The organism is Bradyrhizobium huanghuaihaiense, assembly GCF_025200885.1.
GTDB lineage: Bacteria > Pseudomonadota > Alphaproteobacteria > Rhizobiales > Xanthobacteraceae > Bradyrhizobium > Bradyrhizobium huanghuaihaiense.
Map to the genome: position 1 here is coordinate 643,366 of NZ_CP104172.1, position 17,945 is coordinate 661,310.

A 17,945-nucleotide genomic window follows, 5' to 3' on the forward strand; every position below is an offset into this window, starting at 1 on the left:
CCCCCGCCAGGGAGGGTGAGCGCGCAGCGCCGCCGCCTACTTCTTCTTCGCCGGCCCGAAATCCGGCTGCCACGCCGCCTCCTTGCGGCTCGGCGCCGCGGCGATCACCTTGGCTTTGTCCTTCTTCGGTTTCTTGGCTTCGCGGTTGCTGCGTTGCTGTCCCTTGGCCATGACGTCCGTCTCCTCTGCCATTGAACGCGCGATAATGTGAGCGTACGCCTGCGGTCCGGCGATAGCGAGCGCTAAAGCGGACGCCTGCGCGGGGAGGCCTGAGGGGCGGCCGCGGCCGTCTGCGGCAGCGACGGTGCTCGCATGGAAAAAAGCTGTCGTCCTGGCGAAAGCCAGGACCCATAATCACCGAACTGAGTTGTTGCGGATGCATGTGCCACAGCGTGCTTCGACAACACTGACCGGGACGACGTTGGGGCGTGTTCGCGCGCCTCAAGCGGCCATCGCGCCAAGGAGCAACCCGTGACCCTCACCAGCGGCCGCTACATCGGCCACGAACAGGACCGGGGGATCGTCCAGTTCTCGATGCAGGACGGCGCGAAGGAGATCCCCTGCGCGATCTCGACCTCCGCGATGGACGACCTCGAGCGCGGCCCGCGCGCCAGACCCGCCGAGCGCGAAGCCCAGTTCACCCGCCTGCGCGACCGCATCGAAGCCTGCGCCGCCGGCAAATACCGCGCCTGCGAGTTCGAAGGCACCCCGCCCGGCATCGTGCTGCGGAGCATTGATTTTCGAGGGTAGGGGAGTGCCTTACGAAGCCACGAACATCTCATCGCCGGCACCCAGCCCCATGGGCATCGTCTGTTGACATTAACCGTCTGTTAACCATGCGGTTGCCTAATGCTGACGATGGGGGGATCACCATGTCGGCCCATGTGACGCGACCGAGGTTGATGCCTGTTTCGGCCGATCCGGCCATCCGGTCGGTGGCGAGGCTGGCGGTTCGCGCCAGGGCCGTCCTACAGGGCAAAGCGCCTGTCCTACGGAGCAAAGCCATGTTCGGAAAGGACGACTTAGTGGACAATCTCAGCCGCGATCTCGATCGCGCGCGCGGAAGACGGGATGCGCTCGCATCCGAAGCCACGACCCTGGCGGCCCAGATCGCCGAAATTGAAGCCCGTCTTTCGGAGGAAAAGAAAAGGCGTGAGCGTGAGCGCGTCTTGAGCGAGGTCGAAGCGATCAAGACGCGAATCAAGCAAGCCGCCGGCGCGTTTGCGCCTGTCGTCGATGGTCTCTCGAGGGCGGTCGAGCAGGCTGCGGCGGTCGTGCCCGAGGCGCGCGAGCTCAATAGTTTCCTGGTGTCGGTGGCGACCGAGATCGACAGCGTGCTCGATCCCCTGCTGCGCGAACTGGATCAGCGCGCGGATGCGGTGCGAACCGGACAGGCGGCGCTGGACCTGCCGAGTTCGGCCGTTGAAGCGCCGCCCGTCGAGCTGCCAAAGGACACGGGCGAGCGCCTGCTTCGTTTTCCGGCGTGGCTGTCCCGCGACAAGGAGACGGACAGGAAGGACACCGCCGAGAGCCCGCGCAGCACGGCGGCGTGAAGCATCGGCGGCTGGTTTCGTTGCGGCGCATCCTTCGAGACGCCCGCCAAAGCGGGAGAGTTACTGCTTTGCGCCGTCATTCCGGGGCGCGCCTCTTGGCGCGAGCTACGGTGCGCGATTGCGCACCTGAGAATCCATACTCACGATGGTGGTTATGGATCCTCAGATGCGCAATTGCGCATCATAGCTCGCGACTTCGTCGCGCCCCGGGATGACGAGCTGTTGTTGGGCGCCGAGCAGGTAACTCCCCCGCTCGCCACCGCTCAGTTGGCGGCGCGGCGCAGGAAGGCCGGGATATCGAGAGCGGCCTCGTCGGGCGCGTTGCGCGCAGGGGCGCGGCCGTAAGGATCGAGCGGCTGAAGCGCCGCCTGCGGCGCATAGTCCAGACCCGGCCTTGCCGGCGGCCCCACGGGGTGGTGCGGCTGCGGGCGCAGCGGCGGACTTCCCGCCTGCGGAAGTGGGGCACTGCGCTCGATGCGATCGGCGATGCGACGGCCGTCGTTGCGCAGCCTGCCGGCGAGCTGGGTGAGGGCGGTTTCCACCGGGTGCGCCTGCGCCGGATCGAGATTATCGATTCCGGTCGCCACCACCGAGACGCGGACGATGCCTTCGAGGCTTTCGTCGAACGACGCGCCGACGATGATGTTGGCGTCCGGGTCGGCCTCGTCGCGAATGCGGGTCGCGGCTTCGTCGACCTCGTACAGCATGAGATCCTTGCCGCCGGTGATGGAGATGATGAGGCCACTGGCACGCTTGATCGAGGGATTCTCGATCAGCGGATTGGAGATCGCGGCCACGGCGGCGGCGAGCACGCGCTTCTCGCCGGAAGCCTCGCCCCGTCCCATCATGGCCTTGCCCTTCTCCTTCATGACGGAGAGGACGTCGGCAAAATCGAGATTGATCAGGCCTTCCTTGACGATGAGATCGCTGATGCAGGCCACGCCCGAATAAAGCACCTGGTCGGCAAGGGCGAAGGCATCGGCGAACGTGGTCTTCTCGCTGGCCACCCGGAACAGGTTCTGGTTCGGGATGATCAAGAGGGTGTCGACCGTCTTCAGCAGCTCCTCGATGCCGGCTTCGGCAAAGCGCATGCGGCGCTGGCCCTCGAAGTAGAACGGCTTGGTGACGACGCCGATGGTGAGAATGCCGAGCTCGCGCGCGATCCTGGCGACGATGGGTGCAGCCCCGGTGCCGGTGCCGCCGCCCATGCCTGAAGTCACGAACACCATGTGCGCGCCGGTCAGGTGATCGCGGATGGTGTCGATCGCCTCTTCGGCTGCGGCGCGTCCCAGTTCCGGCTGCGAGCCGGCGCCGAGGCCTGCGGTCACCCTTGTGCCGAGCTGGATGAGGCGCTGCGCCTTCGACATCGCCAGCGCCTGCGCGTCGGTGTTGGCGACGACGAACTCGACCCCCTGCAGCCCGGCCGTGATCATGTTGTTGACGGCGTTGCCGCCGGCGCCGCCGACGCCGAACACGACGATGCGGGCCTTCATTTCATGGATATCGGTGTTGCCTGCCATTTTTCCCTCGCGATTGGTCCGGCAAGCCGGCGATTAAAGAAGGTCTCGAGTGCGCAAACGACAACCTGAAGCGCGATGACGATTCATCGATGATCTCATCGCGTATTGGCCGCGCGGTCTGCTTGCACGATGGAAGCGGCCAGATGTCCCAATCGGCGCGCGGCGTATCCCGCGATCCCCCCGACAGGGCGGCGATCGCTCCGCAGCGCCGTCACTTCGTCTTCCAGTCGTGCCGCCCACGCATTGGCGGCCGTCGTCTCGGCGGCCGCCTGCGCCAGCTCGACGGCGAGGCGATCGGCACGCTCGCGCTCGCGCTCGAACACGGCCCTGTAGGCGGTTGCGACCTCTTCGAGCCGCGCGATCTCCGCCTTGAAGGCCCCGATCTTGATGGCCTCGATCTTTGCCATGGAGGCATCGACGGGGTCTGCCCGACGGCCCTTTCGTGGGCGGGGCGTGTAGCGGAGCGCGGAGAGATCAACGCTCACCACGGCTTTGCCGTCCTCCGAGCGCGAGCGCGGCAGGCGGCGACGTCTCGCCAGCGACCGCGCGGCCTCGCGCGAGATATCGAGGCGGGCACTGAGATCGGCATACGTCAACAACTCAACGCACATCGGCGCTTCTCCTGGAGCGAACCGGGAAGGCATTTCGAGCTAATGATGGCTGGACGATTACCGCAGGCTAGGGTGCGTTGGTTAACGGAGGGTTAACGCGCGCGCGGTGATGTTTACGGGTGGCGTCGCCGTGCCGGCCTTGGGATCGGAGTGCCGACCCCGGGATCGCAGCGCACCATCTACCGCGGCTGCGTCTTGTCGGTCTTGCGCAGGCAGCGATAGAGCTTCAGGACGTTGGAGATGTTCTCCGAGATCTCGTTGCCGGTCCCGTCACAGCAGATGACGAGGTTTTTCGGTGAGGGGGCTGCGGTCGGTGCTCCACGGGATGTGCCTCCGGGTGATGCTACCGGGGCGAGTATCGCGGACAATGTTACGCTAGCATGCGAGTCGTTCTGGCTGCGGTTCCGACTGCCTAGGAACTCTTTCAATCCTTTCCGGAGGGAAACGGTATTAAAATACAGCTGACAATGTCAGCTAAATTTGTTTATTTATCTGACATTGGGAGGCTCTCAATGAGCGACGGTCCACACCGAACTCTGCCAATGCGACGTCACTGGAAAGACACGGCCGAACGGGCTGCGAAGTTTGTCTATTCCGAGGGCGATTGTCGCGAAGCATTAGAACTCGCAATCAAACGTGAAATCCTTGGGGCGCCAATAAGTGCCGTGGGTGAAATCCTGGATGCTCGGAGGCCAGATCTTTTCCAGACGCATCAAGTTGAACAACTCGAAGATCTCAGGGGGACTTGCCGGGGCTCGGCGATGGCCAACGTATTGATCGATTGCGCTGTCGAGGCGGCCCGAAATGGCTTGAGGGGGCGATCCGCCGTTCAGTCAACACTTCAGAACGCCATCAATGACGTGGTGCTAAGCGCCTATCGCCAGATGAATGAGCATTATCAGCGGGAGGCAAAACCGCGTGAAGTTCTAAATCTCCGTACGCGGCTTGATGCTGTCCGTCGCCAACTCGATGGCGGCGCACTGGCAAGCGAGATTCTTTCTCATTCGACGCCGCCTTCGGCGCGCTCATTGCAGCTGCCGCGGCATACCGGTCTCGATGATGGTCCCGAACGCCCATGATTACTCAAGCGTATGAACCTTATGTTCCAGAACGGTCTATCGACGGTGTCGACGCTGGACGTAGAAGCCGCGAGAATCACATTCGATTCGATCTCAAAGACGATCTAGAGTTTTCTACGCGCGGACTTGAGTCGTTCACCTTCTCGCGCTGGCGGCCCGTCCTATTCGACGCAATGGTGGTCGCGGCCGCCGTTGAATTTGCGGATAAAGCGGTCAAGCGTCCGCCTCATGGTTGGGCCCGTCGACTGAATCTCCGAATCCCGGTGCACGACCCGAGACGTTGGTCAGCACCCGAAACTGCCGAAGCACTGCACGACGCACTAGGCTTTTTGACGGGCGATTTTTGGACCATAACCTTCATCAAGAGGCACAATAGGGCTTCACCGCCAGCACAAGAACCTCTCGATCTCAGCATTCCCGCCGAAGCGGTTATTGCCTACAGCGAAGGTATGGACTCGCGCGCGGTCGCCGGACTTCTGGGCGCTTCTTTAGGAGAAAGGCTAGTCCGAGTACGAGTTGGTTCGAACGCAATCGACCACCCGTGTCATCTTGGCAAGAAAGAACCTTTTGCAACTGTTCCGTACAAAGTCAGATCTCATGCCGCGAATCGCGAAACCAGCGCGAGGAGTCGAGGCTTCAAGTTCTCCATGATCAGCGGCATAGCCGCGCATCTTGCAGAGGCAAGGACGATATTTGTTCCCGAAAGTGGCCAGGGCTCGATTGGTCCGGCTCTCGTCACTGTTGGTCATGCCTATCCAGACTACCGCAATCATCCCTTATTCGCGAGGAGAATGGAGCGGTTCTTGGATGCCTTGCTGAAGCAACCTGTTAGATTTGCGTTTCCCAGAATTTGGGATACCAAAGGTGACACTTTGCGAGAGTTTGCGGCCCTCGATTCCGAAGGTATGTGGAAATCAACGCGATCGTGTTGGCGCAGCAGTCAGTGGGTCTCGCTCAATGGAAAACGACGTCAATGTGGGGTCTGCGCAGCGTGTATGCTGCGACGGTTGAGCGTTCATGCCGCGGGTCTCCGCGAAGAACCTGATGTCTACATCTGCAATGAAATCAATGCTGCGACTGTGCGAGAAGGTATCAGCCCGCAATTCAAGCAATTCAATGTTGCCTTCGAACAGTATGCGCTTGGCGGTGTGCTTCATTTGGACGATCTGGCCGCAATGGCTGGTTCAGAAGGGCAAGCGGCTGTGCGTCGTCATGCTGTCCTGCTCGCTCCCGCGATGGAAAGCAATGCCGACGAGATTGGAAGGAAACTAAGCCGCCTGTTGAGGCGACACGCATCTGAATGGAAAAACTATCTCAACGACCTATCGCCTAACTCGTTTGTGAGGAAATGGACTCGGGCAGTTATATGACGGGGAATGCAGAAAGACTTTCTGATGTAGAAATCGGCGATCGCCTTCGTCTCGCGCGCGAGAGTGCAAAACTCACTCAGGGGGATGCGGCGGCGATTATTTCTGCGGCCCGAACGACGATTGTTGCAATCGAACAGGGAAAGCGTCGAATTCGTATCGAAGAGTTGCAAAAGCTTGCAGCGGCATACAATTCTTCGGCCAATGCTATTCTTCGGCGAGAAGCGATCCATCTAGATCTGATTCCTCGCTTCCGCAAGAATTTGGAAACGAGTGATGCCGCGATCGAAAGTGCTAGTCGACTCCTAAGCGATCTCGTGCAGGCTGAACTCGAACTTGAGAACGTCCTCGGGGTGACGCGGGTGCGCAACTATCCGCCCGAACGTCCGATTTTACCTGGTAATGTGCGGGAGCAGGCCGAACTCGACGCACAAGAATTGCGAGACTGGCTTGGGCTTGGCCCCGGGCCTATCATCGATATTGTTTCAGTCCTCGATATGCAGCTTGGCATAAGAGTGTATGTCAGGCGCATTGATCCGAAAGTTGCAGGGCTCTATGCCTACGACGACGCAGCAGGCGCTTGCGTTTTGCTCAATCAGAGTCATCCACTGGAGCGAACGGCTTACACGGGCGCGCATGAATTTGGTCATTTCGTTTCGGCCCGAAGGGAAATGGATGTTCTTGCTGATGACGCTGGACCAACCTCGCGAGAGGAAAAATATGCGGACGCCTTTGCCCGCTGCTTCTTAATGCCTTCTCGAGCAGTTCGACAACGATTCTCCTCGATAACGGCAGGGCAATCACATCTCACGAGACGACACATCATTCTGATCGCGCATGCCTTTGGGGTTTCGCGCCAAGCTATGGTGCGCCGCCTAGAAGGGCTTTCTTTGGCTAAGCAGGGCACGTGGGATTGGTTTACGGCCAATGGAGGAATCACCGACGATCAGGCCCGACAGGTACTTGGAGATGTTGCGGCTCTCTCGCTGAATCCCGTTCGTGCCCATGGAGCTGTGCCGCCAAGGCTCGCATTACTTGCTCGCGAAGCCTGGAAACGAGAATTGTATAGTGAAGGTCAGCTGGCTCGGCTCCTTCGACTCAACCGTCATGAGATAAGAGAGGTGCTTGACGGTGCCGAACTCGAGGAAGGCGAGGCCAATGAGCTCGTTAAACTTCCAACTTGATCAAAACATTCCGTTGGTAGCAGACGCCAGCATAATAATAAATCTGAATGCGACAGGAGCCGCTAGCGAAATAATTGCAGCACTTCCACGACCACTGCTAGTGACAGAAAATGCTTGCTCAGAGCTAGAGGTTGGAGCTGGCCGAGGATACGATGACCATGCGCAACTCATGAAATTGATCTGTGCTGGATTCGTTTCACGTGTACCTCTGGCAGGTGGTGCTCTAGCGATATTTGAGCGGTTGGTGGATGGCGCGAGCGCGCAGACATTGGACGACGGTGAGGCTGCGACCATTGCGTATGTTTCCTGCAACGCCGCCATTCCCGTGCTCGATGAAAGAAAGGCCCGGCGAGTCTGTGCCGCCGAATTCCCGAACGTAAGGATGCTCAGTTCGGCGGAACTACTCATCCATCGGCGATTCGCAGAAAGCGTTGGTCGCGCGCGTCAAGTCGAGTTGATCGTGAACGCCTTGAAAATTGGCCGGATGCGTGTGTCGGCGGAATTGGTCGAGGATATCAGAGCGCTAATCGGTGATGAGCGCGCAGCTCAGTGTGCGAGCTTGCCGAAGCGGATTCGTACGGCAGTCTCATCAAACTAGGCGATCGCATTAAAAGTGTAATCACTCAGAGGAGTTGATAGCGGGGGGCCTGTCCCAGACGTGAGCTGATTCAGCGTCTACGAACGTGTACTCGATCTTCGAACCCGCTCTCAGCTTATAACGAGCCAACTCGCCTGCCGTCGTTTGGAGTTTCTCTTTGGTGGGCTGATAAACGCAGAAGTATAGATGCTCGATATTCGATCGGAATAGGGCGTTATAGATGTGTGCGTCGTTTGGAGCTGCCGAGTGGCCGAATACAAGGAATAGGCCGCTGCTAGCGCAAAGCTGCTCATAACAGTGACTAAGATAGTTATTTGACCTAATGCGGGCCATCTTGGCTAGAGAGGTGCCTTCAGCAATATAGATCGGGAGTCGTTTCTTCTCTGTAATGGTTTGAGCAATCGCATCGATCACCCCGGTCGACCCGGCTATTCGTTTTTCAACGTCTCCTCCGGAACGAAACAGGTGTAACGCGCCGTGCAAGTTGTAAATGCTGCAATAAGCCCCGATCTTGAACGGGCCCTGAAAGCCGGCGCGCTGCTCACCAAGACCAAACCCGTCCGGAAGTTTTGCTCCATCGTCGAGGCTGACCCAGTTAAGGAGCAAGTCGTAGTTGAGAGTGAATACTCTGCTGAAGCATGAGAGAAACGCAACACAACTGGGTATGATGTCTGCAATGTCTTCCCGGTGCGCTGGGTGGATGGCGCGAATTGCATGCACCAGTGCTTCACGAACCCGCCCCGCGTCGGCGAGCAATCGCTCCACACGCTCCTTGTTGTTGTAGGCTGCCTCCACCACTGATGCGCCTTCAAGTGCATTCACCACACGTTCGAAGTCGACGGTCTTCAATCGCTCGAACAGGACGCGTACCGGGTCGTTGGCCTCCAGCTCGGCATTGTCAAGCAGCGAGCGGTAATTGAAATAACGTGATGAAAATCCATTTCCGAGCAGCAGACTCCAGCGGTCGGAGTTGGGATCTCTCGCGATAGCTTCATCAAATGTGATGACCTTAGTTGCTGGCATAAGTGGCTCCGATCAACGATTCTAAATTTCAATCAGGAGTAGCGCAATCAAACAAAAACGGCCGGATCTTTCGATCCGGCCGTCACGCAAAACTCTACTGGCTAAGCTTACGCCACGCGACGCGACTTAGCCCCCGCCCTAACGGTAAATTGTCTTAGCTGGCCTTCTTGACCGGCGCGGTGGTGCCGACCTTCTTCTGGATGGCGCGCTTCAGCTCGAGGGCGCGCGGCGACAGGGCGTCGGCGCTGGCCTTGAGCAGGAAGGCGTCGAGGCCGCCATTGTGGTCGACGCTCTTCACCGCGTTGGTGGAGACGCGCAGGCGCACGTTGCGCTCCAGGGCTTCCGAGATGAACGTCACGTTGACGAGGTTCGGCAGGAAGCGGCGCTTGGTCTTGATGTTGGAGTGGCTGACCTTGTGGCCGACGAGGGGGCCCTTGGCCGTCAGTTCGCAGCGGCGAGACATGTCACAAATCCTTAAGTTCGAGCCCCAAACGAGTTGCGGCCGCCATTCGGGGCGCCACAGGGGCAAATTCTCTGTCCTTGCAGGGAGCGGGCGGACGTATAGGGGGAAGGGGCGGGTAGTCAAGGATTTGGGCGGGGTTTCATGCTCGCGCCGGCGGCGGTGCGCTCCCTCCCCGCTCGCGGGGGAGGGGTGGGAGAGGGTGTCTCCGCGGCGGGACAATAGCGAGTGCCCCTCAGAGGAGAAAGCCCTCACCCGCGCTTCGCGCGGCCTCTCCCGCAGGCGGGAGAGGCGGAGGTAGCGGGGGCAGGTGCGCTCCCGCGACGCACCCCGATCACCAAAACGGCAATGATTGAAACGCCTTACCATCACATAAAGGGCGCATTCCCGACCGAGATATTCGGTGGAGTTCCCGGAGTTTTGCACCTGGACGGATTGTTTGCCGCGATTTTTGGCTTAACTAACAACGCCTGACGGCCCCATTGGATGGCTTCGTGGATACCCTGACCCCTTTCCTGCCCCGGCTGCGCCCGACCGGCCGGATGGCCTTCGCGGCCTTGTGCGGGCTCGTCCTGGCGTGGGGGGCCGAGCCTGTGGCCGCGCAGGGCAAGCTCGAGGCGCAATATGAGGCGACGTTGGCGGGCATTCCCGTCGGCAAGGGCGCCTGGAACATCGACATCCAGGACGACGTGTTCGCGGCCGCGGCCTCCGGCGGCACCACGGGGCTGCTGAAATCGTTCGCGGGCGGGTCCGGCACCGGCGCCTCGCAGGGGCGCGTCGTCAACGGCGCGCTGGTTGCGACCGGCTACCAGGCCTCCACCACCACCTCGAAGAAGACGGAAAACATCCACATCACCCTCGACAAGGGCAATGTGAAGGAGTTCGGCATCGAGCCGGAGCCGCCGGTCGATCCTGATCGCATCGTCGTCACCGACGCGCATCGCCGCGGCGTCTGGGACCCGATGACGGCCTCGCTCTTGCGCGTGCCCGGCACTGGCGACCCTGTTACGCCGGAAGCCTGCCACAACGCCGCGCCCGTGTTCGACGGCCGCATGCGCTACGACCTGAAACTCGATTTCAAGCGCATGGAGACGGTGAAGGCGGAGAAGGGGTACCGGGGCCCGGTCGTGGTCTGCGCGCTCTATTTCGTCCCTGTCGCCGGCTACATCCCCGATCGCCCCGTGATCAAATACCTCGCCGCCCAGCGCAGCATCGAGATCGCCTTCGCCCCCGTCGCGGGCACGCGCATCCTGGTTCCATTCTGGCTGAAAGTGCCGACCCCGCTGGGGCCGGCGATGCTGGAAGCGACGAGTTTCATCACGTCCCCCCAACCGCCGCGCGTGGCGAAGACGCAATGATCTTACCCTCCCCTGGAGGGGGAGGGTCGATCGCGCGCAGCGCGAGCGGGGTGGGGTGATCTCTCCTCGCGGGGGACTGCCCGAATGGAGAGATCACCCCACCCCGTCGCACATTTCGCTGCGCTCAACGTGCGCCGACCCTCCCCCTCCAGGGGAGGGTAAGAAAGCGTTCCGCTTCAACATCTTACAGGCCACCACCCCACCAACCACCGCACCCCCGTTTCTACTGTGCATGGGGTTGTTTTCGCAGTTTTTGTTTTGGCAGCCTCGATCCGGGAATCCATTTGACTCCGCCCCGATTCTGATTCGACTCCGCGCCGTCCCCAATTTTAAGGAACCCGCCATCGAAACGTCACTTGTGCGGCAGGGCAAAACTCCATCTAGTGCGCAACTATCACGAGTCCCGCGACATGTTGCGTGAACGGAACAGGACTCTGACGGGAGTCAGCGATTCGGCCGCGATTCGTTCTAGAGTCGTTCCGAAGCTTAAAGAGAACGGAAAAAGCGTCGCAAAGTGAAACAGTTGCGCGAGGTTTGGGGAGGGCGGGTCCAGACGCCGCCCGTTGCCCCCGTCACCCTGAGGCGGCCGCTTCTTCAGCGGCCCTCGAAGGGCGACGGGCCCCACTGGTGCCCCTCGGCTGGCACCCGGGCCGTGCATCCTTCGAGGCTCGCCCTACGGCGCGGTTGCGCCGCAAGCCGAGCGCCTCAGCGACTGTGTTCTTCGTCAAGCGGTTTGCCATGGTTTTCGGTCCCTGAGCATGGCGTTGAGGGTGGTCAGGAGCTTGCGGGCAACGGCGATGAGGGCGACCATTTTCGGCTTACCGGCGCTGACCAGGCGGCGATAGAAGACCTTGAGCTGCGGATGGCACCGGATCGCCGAAAGAGCGGCCATGTAGAGGGCCGCCCGCAGGGCGGATCGGCCTCCGCCGATCTTGCTCCTGCCCTTCCATCGGCCGGACTGGCGGACGAACGGGGCAAGTCCGGCGAGGCTTGCGATCTGGCGCCGATTGAGCGCGCCAAGCTCGGGGACTTCGGCAAGGAGGGTGCGCGCGAGTGTGTTGCCAACACCGGGAAAGCTGATCAGCAAATCCTCCTTGTCCCGCCAGACCGGCGAACCGCGCACCAGTGTGTCGATGTCGTTGTCGATATCCGGCAGTTCCTTCTCGAGCAGCTTGATGTGGCGAGCAAGGCCCTTGCGGATGCGGACGTTCTCAACCCGTTGCTCGCGCTGGCGTTCGGCGACGATCATCTCAATGATCTGCCGTCGGCGAGCGACCAACTCGGCCAGCAGCCGCGCCTGCTGATCCGGGACGGGGCGCAAGGCCGGCTTCACCGCCTCGACGAACCTTGCGATCACTGCCGCATCGATCGGATCCGATTTGGCGCGCTGACCGATGGCCTGTGCGAAATGCCGGATCTGGGCCGGATTGATCACCACCAGCGGCAGCTGGGCGCCGGCCAGTGCCGCGGCGACGACGGTCTCGAAGCCTCCCGTCGCCTCCACCCCAACCAGCGTCGGCGAACAGCTCAGAAGGCGCGCAACAAGTTCTTCCAGGCCCTTGCCATCGCGCGCTACGGCAAACACTTCTCCGATCGGACGGACATGCACGTCCAGCCGGTCCTTCGACACATCAATGCCAACATAGATCGCGTCCATCTGCACCCATCCTTGCGCAACCGGGCTCGCCAGGCGGCCCCCGCGACTGTTCGGGTTCAATGGAACAACGGACGGGGCGCCGCGCTGAGGAACGGGCTTCAAGGCCCTTGGATGAAGCGGTCTCCCGTCCGTTACCGCATCGGACACTCTATCCGATCCAGTGAGTCGTGACTTACAAGGATGACGGATCAGCGGTAGCCTCCAACACGCCCCATCTGGCACTGACATTCGCCCAAATCGGCACTACCTAATCCCCCAGACATGGCCTTCTCTCCCTCCCCCTTCGCCTCCGAGCGCGCGCTTGCCGACCGAGTTCCTGGCGCGGGCGTCACTGCGGTGCTCGGGCCGACCAACACCGGCAAGACCCATCTCGCCATCGAGCGGATGCTGGCGCATCCCTCGGGCGTGATCGGGCTGCCGCTGCGCCTGCTCGCGCGCGAGGTCTACAACAAGATCGCCGATCGCGCGGGTGTGGAGAGCGTCGCGCTGGTCACGGGCGAAGAGAAGATCAAGCCGAAGAACCCGCGCTATTGGGTCTCCACCGTCGAGGCGATGCCGCGCGACCTCGACGTTTCCTTCCTCGCCGTCGACGAGGTCCAGATCGCCTCCGATCTCGAGCGCGGCCACGTCTTCACCGACCGCATCCTCAACCGCCGCGGCCGCGACGAGACGCTGCTGCTGGGCGCTGCCACCATGCGCCCGATCATCGAGCGCCTGTTGCCCGGCGTCTCCATGATCACGCGGCCGCGCCTGTCCACCCTCGAATTCGCCGGCGACCGCAAGATCACGCGCCAGCCGCGCCGCACCGCCATCGTCGCGTTCTCGGCCGACGAGGTCTACGCCATCGCCGAGCTGATCCGCCGCCAGCATGGCGGCGCCGCTGTCGTGCTGGGCTCGCTCTCGCCGCGCACGCGCAATGCGCAGGTGGCGATGTTCCAGAACGGCGATGTCGATTATCTCGTCGCCACCGACGCCGTCGGCATGGGCCTCAATCTCGATGTCGACCACGTCGCCTTCGCCTCCGATCGCAAGTTCGACGGCTACCAGTTCCGCCGCCTGACGCCGTCCGAATTCGCGCAGATCGCCGGGCGCGCCGGCCGCGCCACGCGCAACGGCACCTTCGGCACCACGGGCCGCTGCGCGCCGTTCGAGCCCGAGCTCGTCAACGCGCTGCAGAACCACACCTTCGACGCCGTGAAGATGCTGCAATGGCGCAATTCGAAGCTGGATTTCTCCTCGCTCGGCGCGCTCCAGGTGTCCTTGAATTTACCTCCGGGGCACGAGGCGCTGACGCGCGCCCCGATCGCCGAGGACATGCGCGTGCTGGATCATGCCGCCCGCGACGTCGAGGTGCGCGATATCGCGCATGGCAAGGCCGCCGTGGAGCGCCTCTGGGAGGCCTGCCAGGTCCCCGATTACCGAAAGCTGTCGCCGGCCGCCCATGCCGAGCTGGTGACCACGCTGTACGGCTTCCTGATGCGCAAGGGATGCATTCCCGACGCCTGGTTCGCCGCCCAGGTCGAGCAAGCCGACCGCATCGACGGCGACATCGACACGCTGTCGGCCCGGATCGCGCAGATCCGCACCTGGACCTTCGTCGCCAACCGCCCGGACTGGCTGAAAGACCCCGAACGCTGGCAGGGGGTTACGCGGGAGGTCGAAAATAAATTATCGGATGCGCTCCATGAACGCTTGACTGAGCGTTTCGTTGATCGCCGGACCAGTGTATTGATGCGCCGCCTGCGGGAGAACACGAGCTTGAATACTGAAATCGGCAAGACCGGCGAAGTCATCGTCGAAGGCCATGTCATCGGCCGCCTCGACGGCTTCACCTTTGCACCGGATGCGGCGGAGGCCGGCTCCGATGCGAAAGCCTTGCAGGCTGCAGCGCAAGCGGTGCTCGCCGGCGAGATCAACACGCGCGCCGAAAAACTGGGCAACGCGCCGGACGACCAGTTCGTGCTGACCTCGGAAGGCATCATCCGCTGGACCGGCGACGCCGTGGCGCGGCTGTCCGCCGCAGAGGACGCGCTGCATCCGCGCATTCGCATCATCTCCGATGAACGCCTCACCGGTGGCCCCCGCGAGAAGGTGCAGGCGCGGCTCGATCTCTGGGTCAAGACGCATATCGAGAAGCTGCTCGGGCCGATGTTCGAGCTGTCGAAGGCCGAGGACGTCACCGGCATTGCCCGCGGCATCGCCTATCAGCTGGTCGAGGCGCTCGGTGTGCTCGAGCGTCCTAGAATCGCGAACGAGCTGAAGGATCTCGACCAGCCTTCGCGTGCGACGCTGCGCAAGTACGGCGTCCGCTTCGGCGCCTACCACATCTATTTCCCCGGCCTGCTCAAGCCCGCCGCGCGTGCGCTCGCAGCGCTGCTGTGGGCGCTGAAGCAGGACAATGTCGATCTGTCGTCGCTGTCTGGCGCGCAGCATCTGGCCTCGTCGGGCCGCACCTCGTTCCCGGTCGACAAGGCGCTGCCGCGCGATGCCTATCGCGTGCTCGGCTACAAGCAGGCCGGCGAGCGCGCCGTGCGCGTCGACATCCTGGAGCGTCTTGCCGATCTGATCCGCCCGGCGCTGGCCTGGCGCGAGAACTCGCCCGGTGAAAAGCCCGCTGGCGCGTTCGACGGCCGCAGCTTTGTGGTGACGCAGGCGATGACCTCGCTCACAGGTTCGGCCGGTGAGGACTTTGCCTCCGTACTGCGCGCGCTCGGCTATCGCATGGAGAAGCGTCCGCCGCTGCCGGTGAAGCCCGCAGCGCCCGTTGCCGAGACGGTCGCGCCCGAGACGCCGCCCGCTGAGGGCAGCGCGGAGACGTCAATCGAGACCGCCGCTGAAGCGGTCGCCGGTCTGCCGGAGGAGGCGGCTGTGTCCGCCGAAGCCGTCACCGTCGAAGACGCGCCCGGCATGGAGCAGCACGACGAGCCCGCTCCCGAGGAGCCGGCGCTCGAAGCTTCTGAAGCGCCCGTCACGCCGGAAGATGCGCCTGGCATCGCGCCGCCGGCCGATGAGGCCGCTGCGCCTGTTGACGCGGCTCCGGCCGAGATTGCGGCCACGGAAGCCGCCGCATCGCCCGATGCTGCCGCGCCGGTTGAGGCCGCGGCGACGCCCGCCGAGCCCGAGCTGGTCGAGGTCTGGCGTCCCGGTGGCCGTCACGAGGATCGCAAGCCGCGCCACGAGCGCCATCGCCACCAGCGTCACCATCATCAGCCGCGCCCGCAGGCCGGTGCTGAAGCCGGCAGCGCGCCCGCGGAGGGCGAGGCTGCGCAATCAGCCGATGGCGAGAAGCGCGGCGAGCGTCATCGTCATGGCGGCGGTCATCGTCGCGATGGAGGCAAAGACTTCCGCAAGCCGCGTGAAGGCGGCGAGGGCGGTGAGCGCCGCGACGATCGCAATCGCAGCTTCCAGGGCAAGGACCGCGACAAGGATCGCGATCGCAACCGCGACAAGAAGTTCGGCGGAGATCGCGACAATCGTGGCCGCGACCGCGACAAGGGCCGCGACCGCCAGGGCGGTCCCTCGCTGCGTCCCTACGCCTCGAGCGCGAACCCGCGCGAGCGCGATCGCCCGATCGATCCCAACTCGCCCTTCGCCAAGCTCGCGGCGCTGAAAGAGCAGCTGTCCGGTCGGAAGGAGTAAGCCCACGACCACCGAGCGGCAGCGTCTCGACAAATGGCTGTGGCACGCGCGGGTGGTGAAGGCGCGCACCTCGGCCGCTGAGCTCGTCGAGAGCGGCCATGTCCGCGTCAACGGCAGCCGTGAGAAATCGCCCGGCCATGCGATCAAGATCGGTGACGTGATCACGGTGGCCCTCGACCGTACCGTGCGCGTGTTGAAGGTCACCGGCTTCAACGAGCGCCGCGGCGATGCTGCCTCGGCGCGCGCGCTCTACGAGGAGCTGAGTGAAGCGAAACGCAATTAATTGCGCTTCAAATTCATTTCTTGGTCGATCAAACACACAAAGCCGTCATGATCGGGCCTTCCCGACCTTGCGGCGCCGGGCCATCCGCGCTACGCAAGCCGCGACTTCTAAAAGAGCTTTTCGGAGCGTTGGATGACTTACGTCGTCACTGAAAACTGCATCAAGTGCAAGTACACCGACTGCGTCGAGGTCTGCCCGGTCGACTGCTTCTACGAGGGTGACAACATGCTCGTCATCCATCCCGACGAGTGCATCGATTGCGGCGTGTGCGAGCCGGAATGCCCCGCCGACGCCATCAAGCCGGACACGGAACCGGGGCTGGAAAAATGGCTCCAGGTCAACGCCGATTACGCCAAAAGCTGGCCGAACATCACCCAGAAGAAAGAATCACCCGCCGACGCGAAGGAATTCGACGGCATGGAAGGCAAGTTCGAGAAATATTTTTCTCCGAACCCGGGTTCCGGAGACTAATTCGGGCCCAAACTTAACCCTAATACCTTCGTTGCGGCCGAAAACCAGCCCTCAAGACCCCTAAATCATTGATTTTTGCGGGAAATGTGCTATATTGGGCACATTAAGCCGAACCCCGTCAGCCCCGTTGGCCCCTCTGGGTTCCCGTGAAACCAAATGTCGAACAGGGGCGTGGCAGTTTCCGCGCGCAGGCTGTGTCACAGAAAACGCGTAAAAAGAGTACTTCAGCGAGGGCTTCCCATAAGGAGGCCAAAAAAGTCGCCGCGGCCAGCCGTAGCGCATCCAAAGGTCGGACCGCGACGAAGGCGCCGGCTGCAAAGTCCTCGAAGAACAAAAGAAGCGCAATGCCTAACAAGACTGCCAAGCCGGCCGCGAAAGCGACCGTTTCCAAGCCTGTTGCTGCCAAGGCTCCCGCTGCCAAGCCCGCGCCGAAGGCCCCTGTTGCTGCTGCTCCTGCCAAGGCTCCCGTTGCTGCCAAGCCGGCGGCCAAGCCCGCCGCTGCGCCGAAGGTCGAGGAAAAGAAGGTCGTGACCCAGCGTCAGGGCTTCAAGGCCAACGAATTCGTCGTCTATCCCGCCCACGGCGTCGGCCAGATCCTGGCCATCGAGGAGCAGGAGATCGCCGGCGCGAAGCTCGAGCTGTTCGTCATCAACTTCATCAAGGACAAGATGACGCTGCGCGTTCCGACCGCCAAGGTCGCCAATGTCGGCATGCGCAAGCTGTCCGAGCCGGCGCTGGTCAAGAAGGCGCTGGAGACCCTCAAGGGCCGCGCCCGCGTCAAGCGTACCATGTGGTCGCGCCGCGCCCAGGAATACGAAGCGAAGATCAATTCGGGCGACATCGTCGCGATCGCGGAAGTCGTGCGCGACCTCTACCGCTCGGAATCGCAGCCGGAGCAGTCCTACTCCGAACGCCAGCTCTATGAAGCGGCGCTCGACCGTCTGTCCCGCGAGATCGCGGTGGTGCAGCACTCGACCGAGACCGAAGCGGTCAAGGAGATCGAGGCCCAGCTCGCCAAGAGCCCGCGCCGCAACGCCAAGGCTGAGGCCGCCGAGGGCGAGGCGGATGCCGAGGGCGATGCCGACGATACCGATGGCGACGACACCACGGTCGCCGACGAGGCTGCGTAAGCCGAAGTCGAC

General features: G+C 62.5%; 17 protein-coding genes and 1 pseudogene. 11 read left to right on the top strand and 7 right to left on the bottom strand.

What is annotated here, in order from left to right:
- Positions 1-36: 36 nt before the first annotated feature.
- Complete coding sequence (locus N2603_RS02980) at positions 37-171, bottom strand: hypothetical protein (protein ID WP_260387632.1); 135 nt, start codon at positions 169-171, stop codon at positions 37-39.
- Between the two features lie 300 nt (positions 172-471).
- Here N2603_RS02980 and N2603_RS02985 point away from each other — a divergent pair, with 300 nt between their 5' ends.
- Complete coding sequence (locus N2603_RS02985) at positions 472-750, top strand: DUF1488 family protein (RefSeq protein WP_212347505.1); 279 nt, start codon at positions 472-474, stop codon at positions 748-750.
- A gap of 152 nt (positions 751-902) precedes the next feature.
- Positions 903-1,553: a hypothetical protein gene (locus N2603_RS02990; protein ID WP_260387633.1), complete on the top strand. Its 651-nt coding sequence runs from the start codon at positions 903-905 to the stop codon at positions 1,551-1,553.
- Between the two features lie 263 nt (positions 1,554-1,816).
- On the opposite strand, the gene ftsZ is transcribed toward N2603_RS02990, so the two are convergent.
- The 3 genes and pseudogenes from ftsZ to N2603_RS03005 all read right to left on the bottom strand — a co-directional run.
- Complete coding sequence (ftsZ, locus tag N2603_RS02995) at positions 1,817-3,073, bottom strand: cell division protein FtsZ (RefSeq protein WP_260387634.1); 1,257 nt, start codon at positions 3,071-3,073, stop codon at positions 1,817-1,819.
- 95 nt (positions 3,074-3,168) lie between these two features.
- Positions 3,169-3,684, bottom strand: a complete 516-nt coding sequence (locus tag N2603_RS03000; protein ID WP_260387635.1) for a hypothetical protein — start codon at positions 3,682-3,684, stop codon at positions 3,169-3,171.
- Between the two features lie 182 nt (positions 3,685-3,866).
- Positions 3,867-3,965, bottom strand: a pseudogene (locus tag N2603_RS03005) (phospholipase effector Tle1 domain-containing protein); the annotation flags it as partial.
- Between the two features lie 231 nt (positions 3,966-4,196).
- Between N2603_RS03005 and N2603_RS03010 the strand changes: the two are divergent.
- Genes N2603_RS03010 through N2603_RS03025 form a run of 4 tightly spaced genes read left to right on the top strand, consistent with a single transcriptional unit; the run spans position 4,197 to position 7,912 of the window.
- Positions 4,197-4,763 carry a hypothetical protein gene (locus N2603_RS03010; protein ID WP_260387636.1) on the top strand — a complete coding sequence of 189 codons (567 nt, stop codon included), beginning with the start codon at positions 4,197-4,199 and terminating at the stop codon, positions 4,761-4,763.
- A complete protein-coding gene (locus tag N2603_RS03015; protein WP_260387638.1) occupies positions 4,760-6,133 on the top strand; it encodes a 7-cyano-7-deazaguanine synthase in 1,374 nt (457 codons plus the stop codon). The genes N2603_RS03010 and N2603_RS03015 overlap by 4 nt, the downstream gene beginning before the upstream one ends.
- Positions 6,130-7,314 carry an XRE family transcriptional regulator gene (locus tag N2603_RS03020; protein ID WP_260387639.1) on the top strand — a complete coding sequence of 395 codons (1,185 nt, stop codon included), beginning with the start codon at positions 6,130-6,132 and terminating at the stop codon, positions 7,312-7,314. Before N2603_RS03015 ends, N2603_RS03020 begins: the two co-directional genes overlap by 4 nt.
- Positions 7,289-7,912, top strand: coding sequence for a PIN domain-containing protein (locus N2603_RS03025; protein WP_482151228.1), 624 nt, complete (start codon positions 7,289-7,291; stop codon positions 7,910-7,912). Before N2603_RS03020 ends, N2603_RS03025 begins: the two co-directional genes overlap by 26 nt.
- Before the next feature lie 21 nt (positions 7,913-7,933).
- Here the strand turns inward: N2603_RS03025 and N2603_RS03030 are convergent, their stop codons facing one another.
- Positions 7,934-8,935 carry a DUF4917 family protein gene (locus N2603_RS03030; RefSeq protein ID WP_260387641.1) on the bottom strand — a complete coding sequence of 334 codons (1,002 nt, stop codon included), beginning with the start codon at positions 8,933-8,935 and terminating at the stop codon, positions 7,934-7,936.
- Positions 8,936-9,089: 154 nt separating this feature from the next.
- The gene (rpmB, locus tag N2603_RS03035; protein WP_018643470.1) at positions 9,090-9,398 is read right to left on the bottom strand and encodes a 50S ribosomal protein L28; all 309 of its coding nucleotides are present in this window, start codon (positions 9,396-9,398) and stop codon (positions 9,090-9,092) included.
- Between the two features lie 539 nt (positions 9,399-9,937).
- Between rpmB and N2603_RS03040 the strand changes: the two genes are divergently transcribed.
- On the top strand, positions 9,938-10,753 hold the full coding sequence (locus tag N2603_RS03040; RefSeq protein WP_035666594.1) for a DUF3108 domain-containing protein: 816 nt from the start codon (positions 9,938-9,940) through the stop codon (positions 10,751-10,753).
- Positions 10,754-11,477: 724 nt separating this feature from the next.
- Here the strand turns inward: N2603_RS03040 and N2603_RS03045 are convergent.
- Complete coding sequence (locus N2603_RS03045) at positions 11,478-12,410, bottom strand: IS110 family RNA-guided transposase (protein ID WP_260384990.1); 933 nt, start codon at positions 12,408-12,410, stop codon at positions 11,478-11,480.
- A 261-nt stretch (positions 12,411-12,671) separates the two neighbouring features.
- On the opposite strand from N2603_RS03045, the gene N2603_RS03050 reads away from it, so the two are divergent.
- The 4 genes from N2603_RS03050 to N2603_RS03065 all read left to right on the top strand — a co-directional run bounded on the left by N2603_RS03050 (position 12,672) and on the right by N2603_RS03065 (position 17,933).
- Entirely contained in the window at positions 12,672-16,049 is a 3,378-nt protein-coding gene (locus tag N2603_RS03050) for a helicase-related protein (RefSeq protein ID WP_260387642.1), read from the top strand.
- 52 nt (positions 16,050-16,101) lie between these two features.
- The gene (locus tag N2603_RS03055) at positions 16,102-16,332 is read left to right on the top strand and encodes a S4 domain-containing protein (RefSeq protein ID WP_260387643.1); all 231 of its coding nucleotides are present in this window, start codon (positions 16,102-16,104) and stop codon (positions 16,330-16,332) included.
- A gap of 132 nt (positions 16,333-16,464) precedes the next feature.
- Positions 16,465-16,803, top strand: a complete 339-nt coding sequence (gene fdxA / locus N2603_RS03060) for a ferredoxin FdxA (RefSeq protein WP_018643465.1) — start codon at positions 16,465-16,467, stop codon at positions 16,801-16,803.
- A gap of 344 nt (positions 16,804-17,147) precedes the next feature.
- A complete protein-coding gene (locus N2603_RS03065; RefSeq protein WP_080648072.1) occupies positions 17,148-17,933 on the top strand; it encodes a CarD family transcriptional regulator in 786 nt (261 codons plus the stop codon).
- Positions 17,934-17,945: the final 12 nt, after the last annotated feature.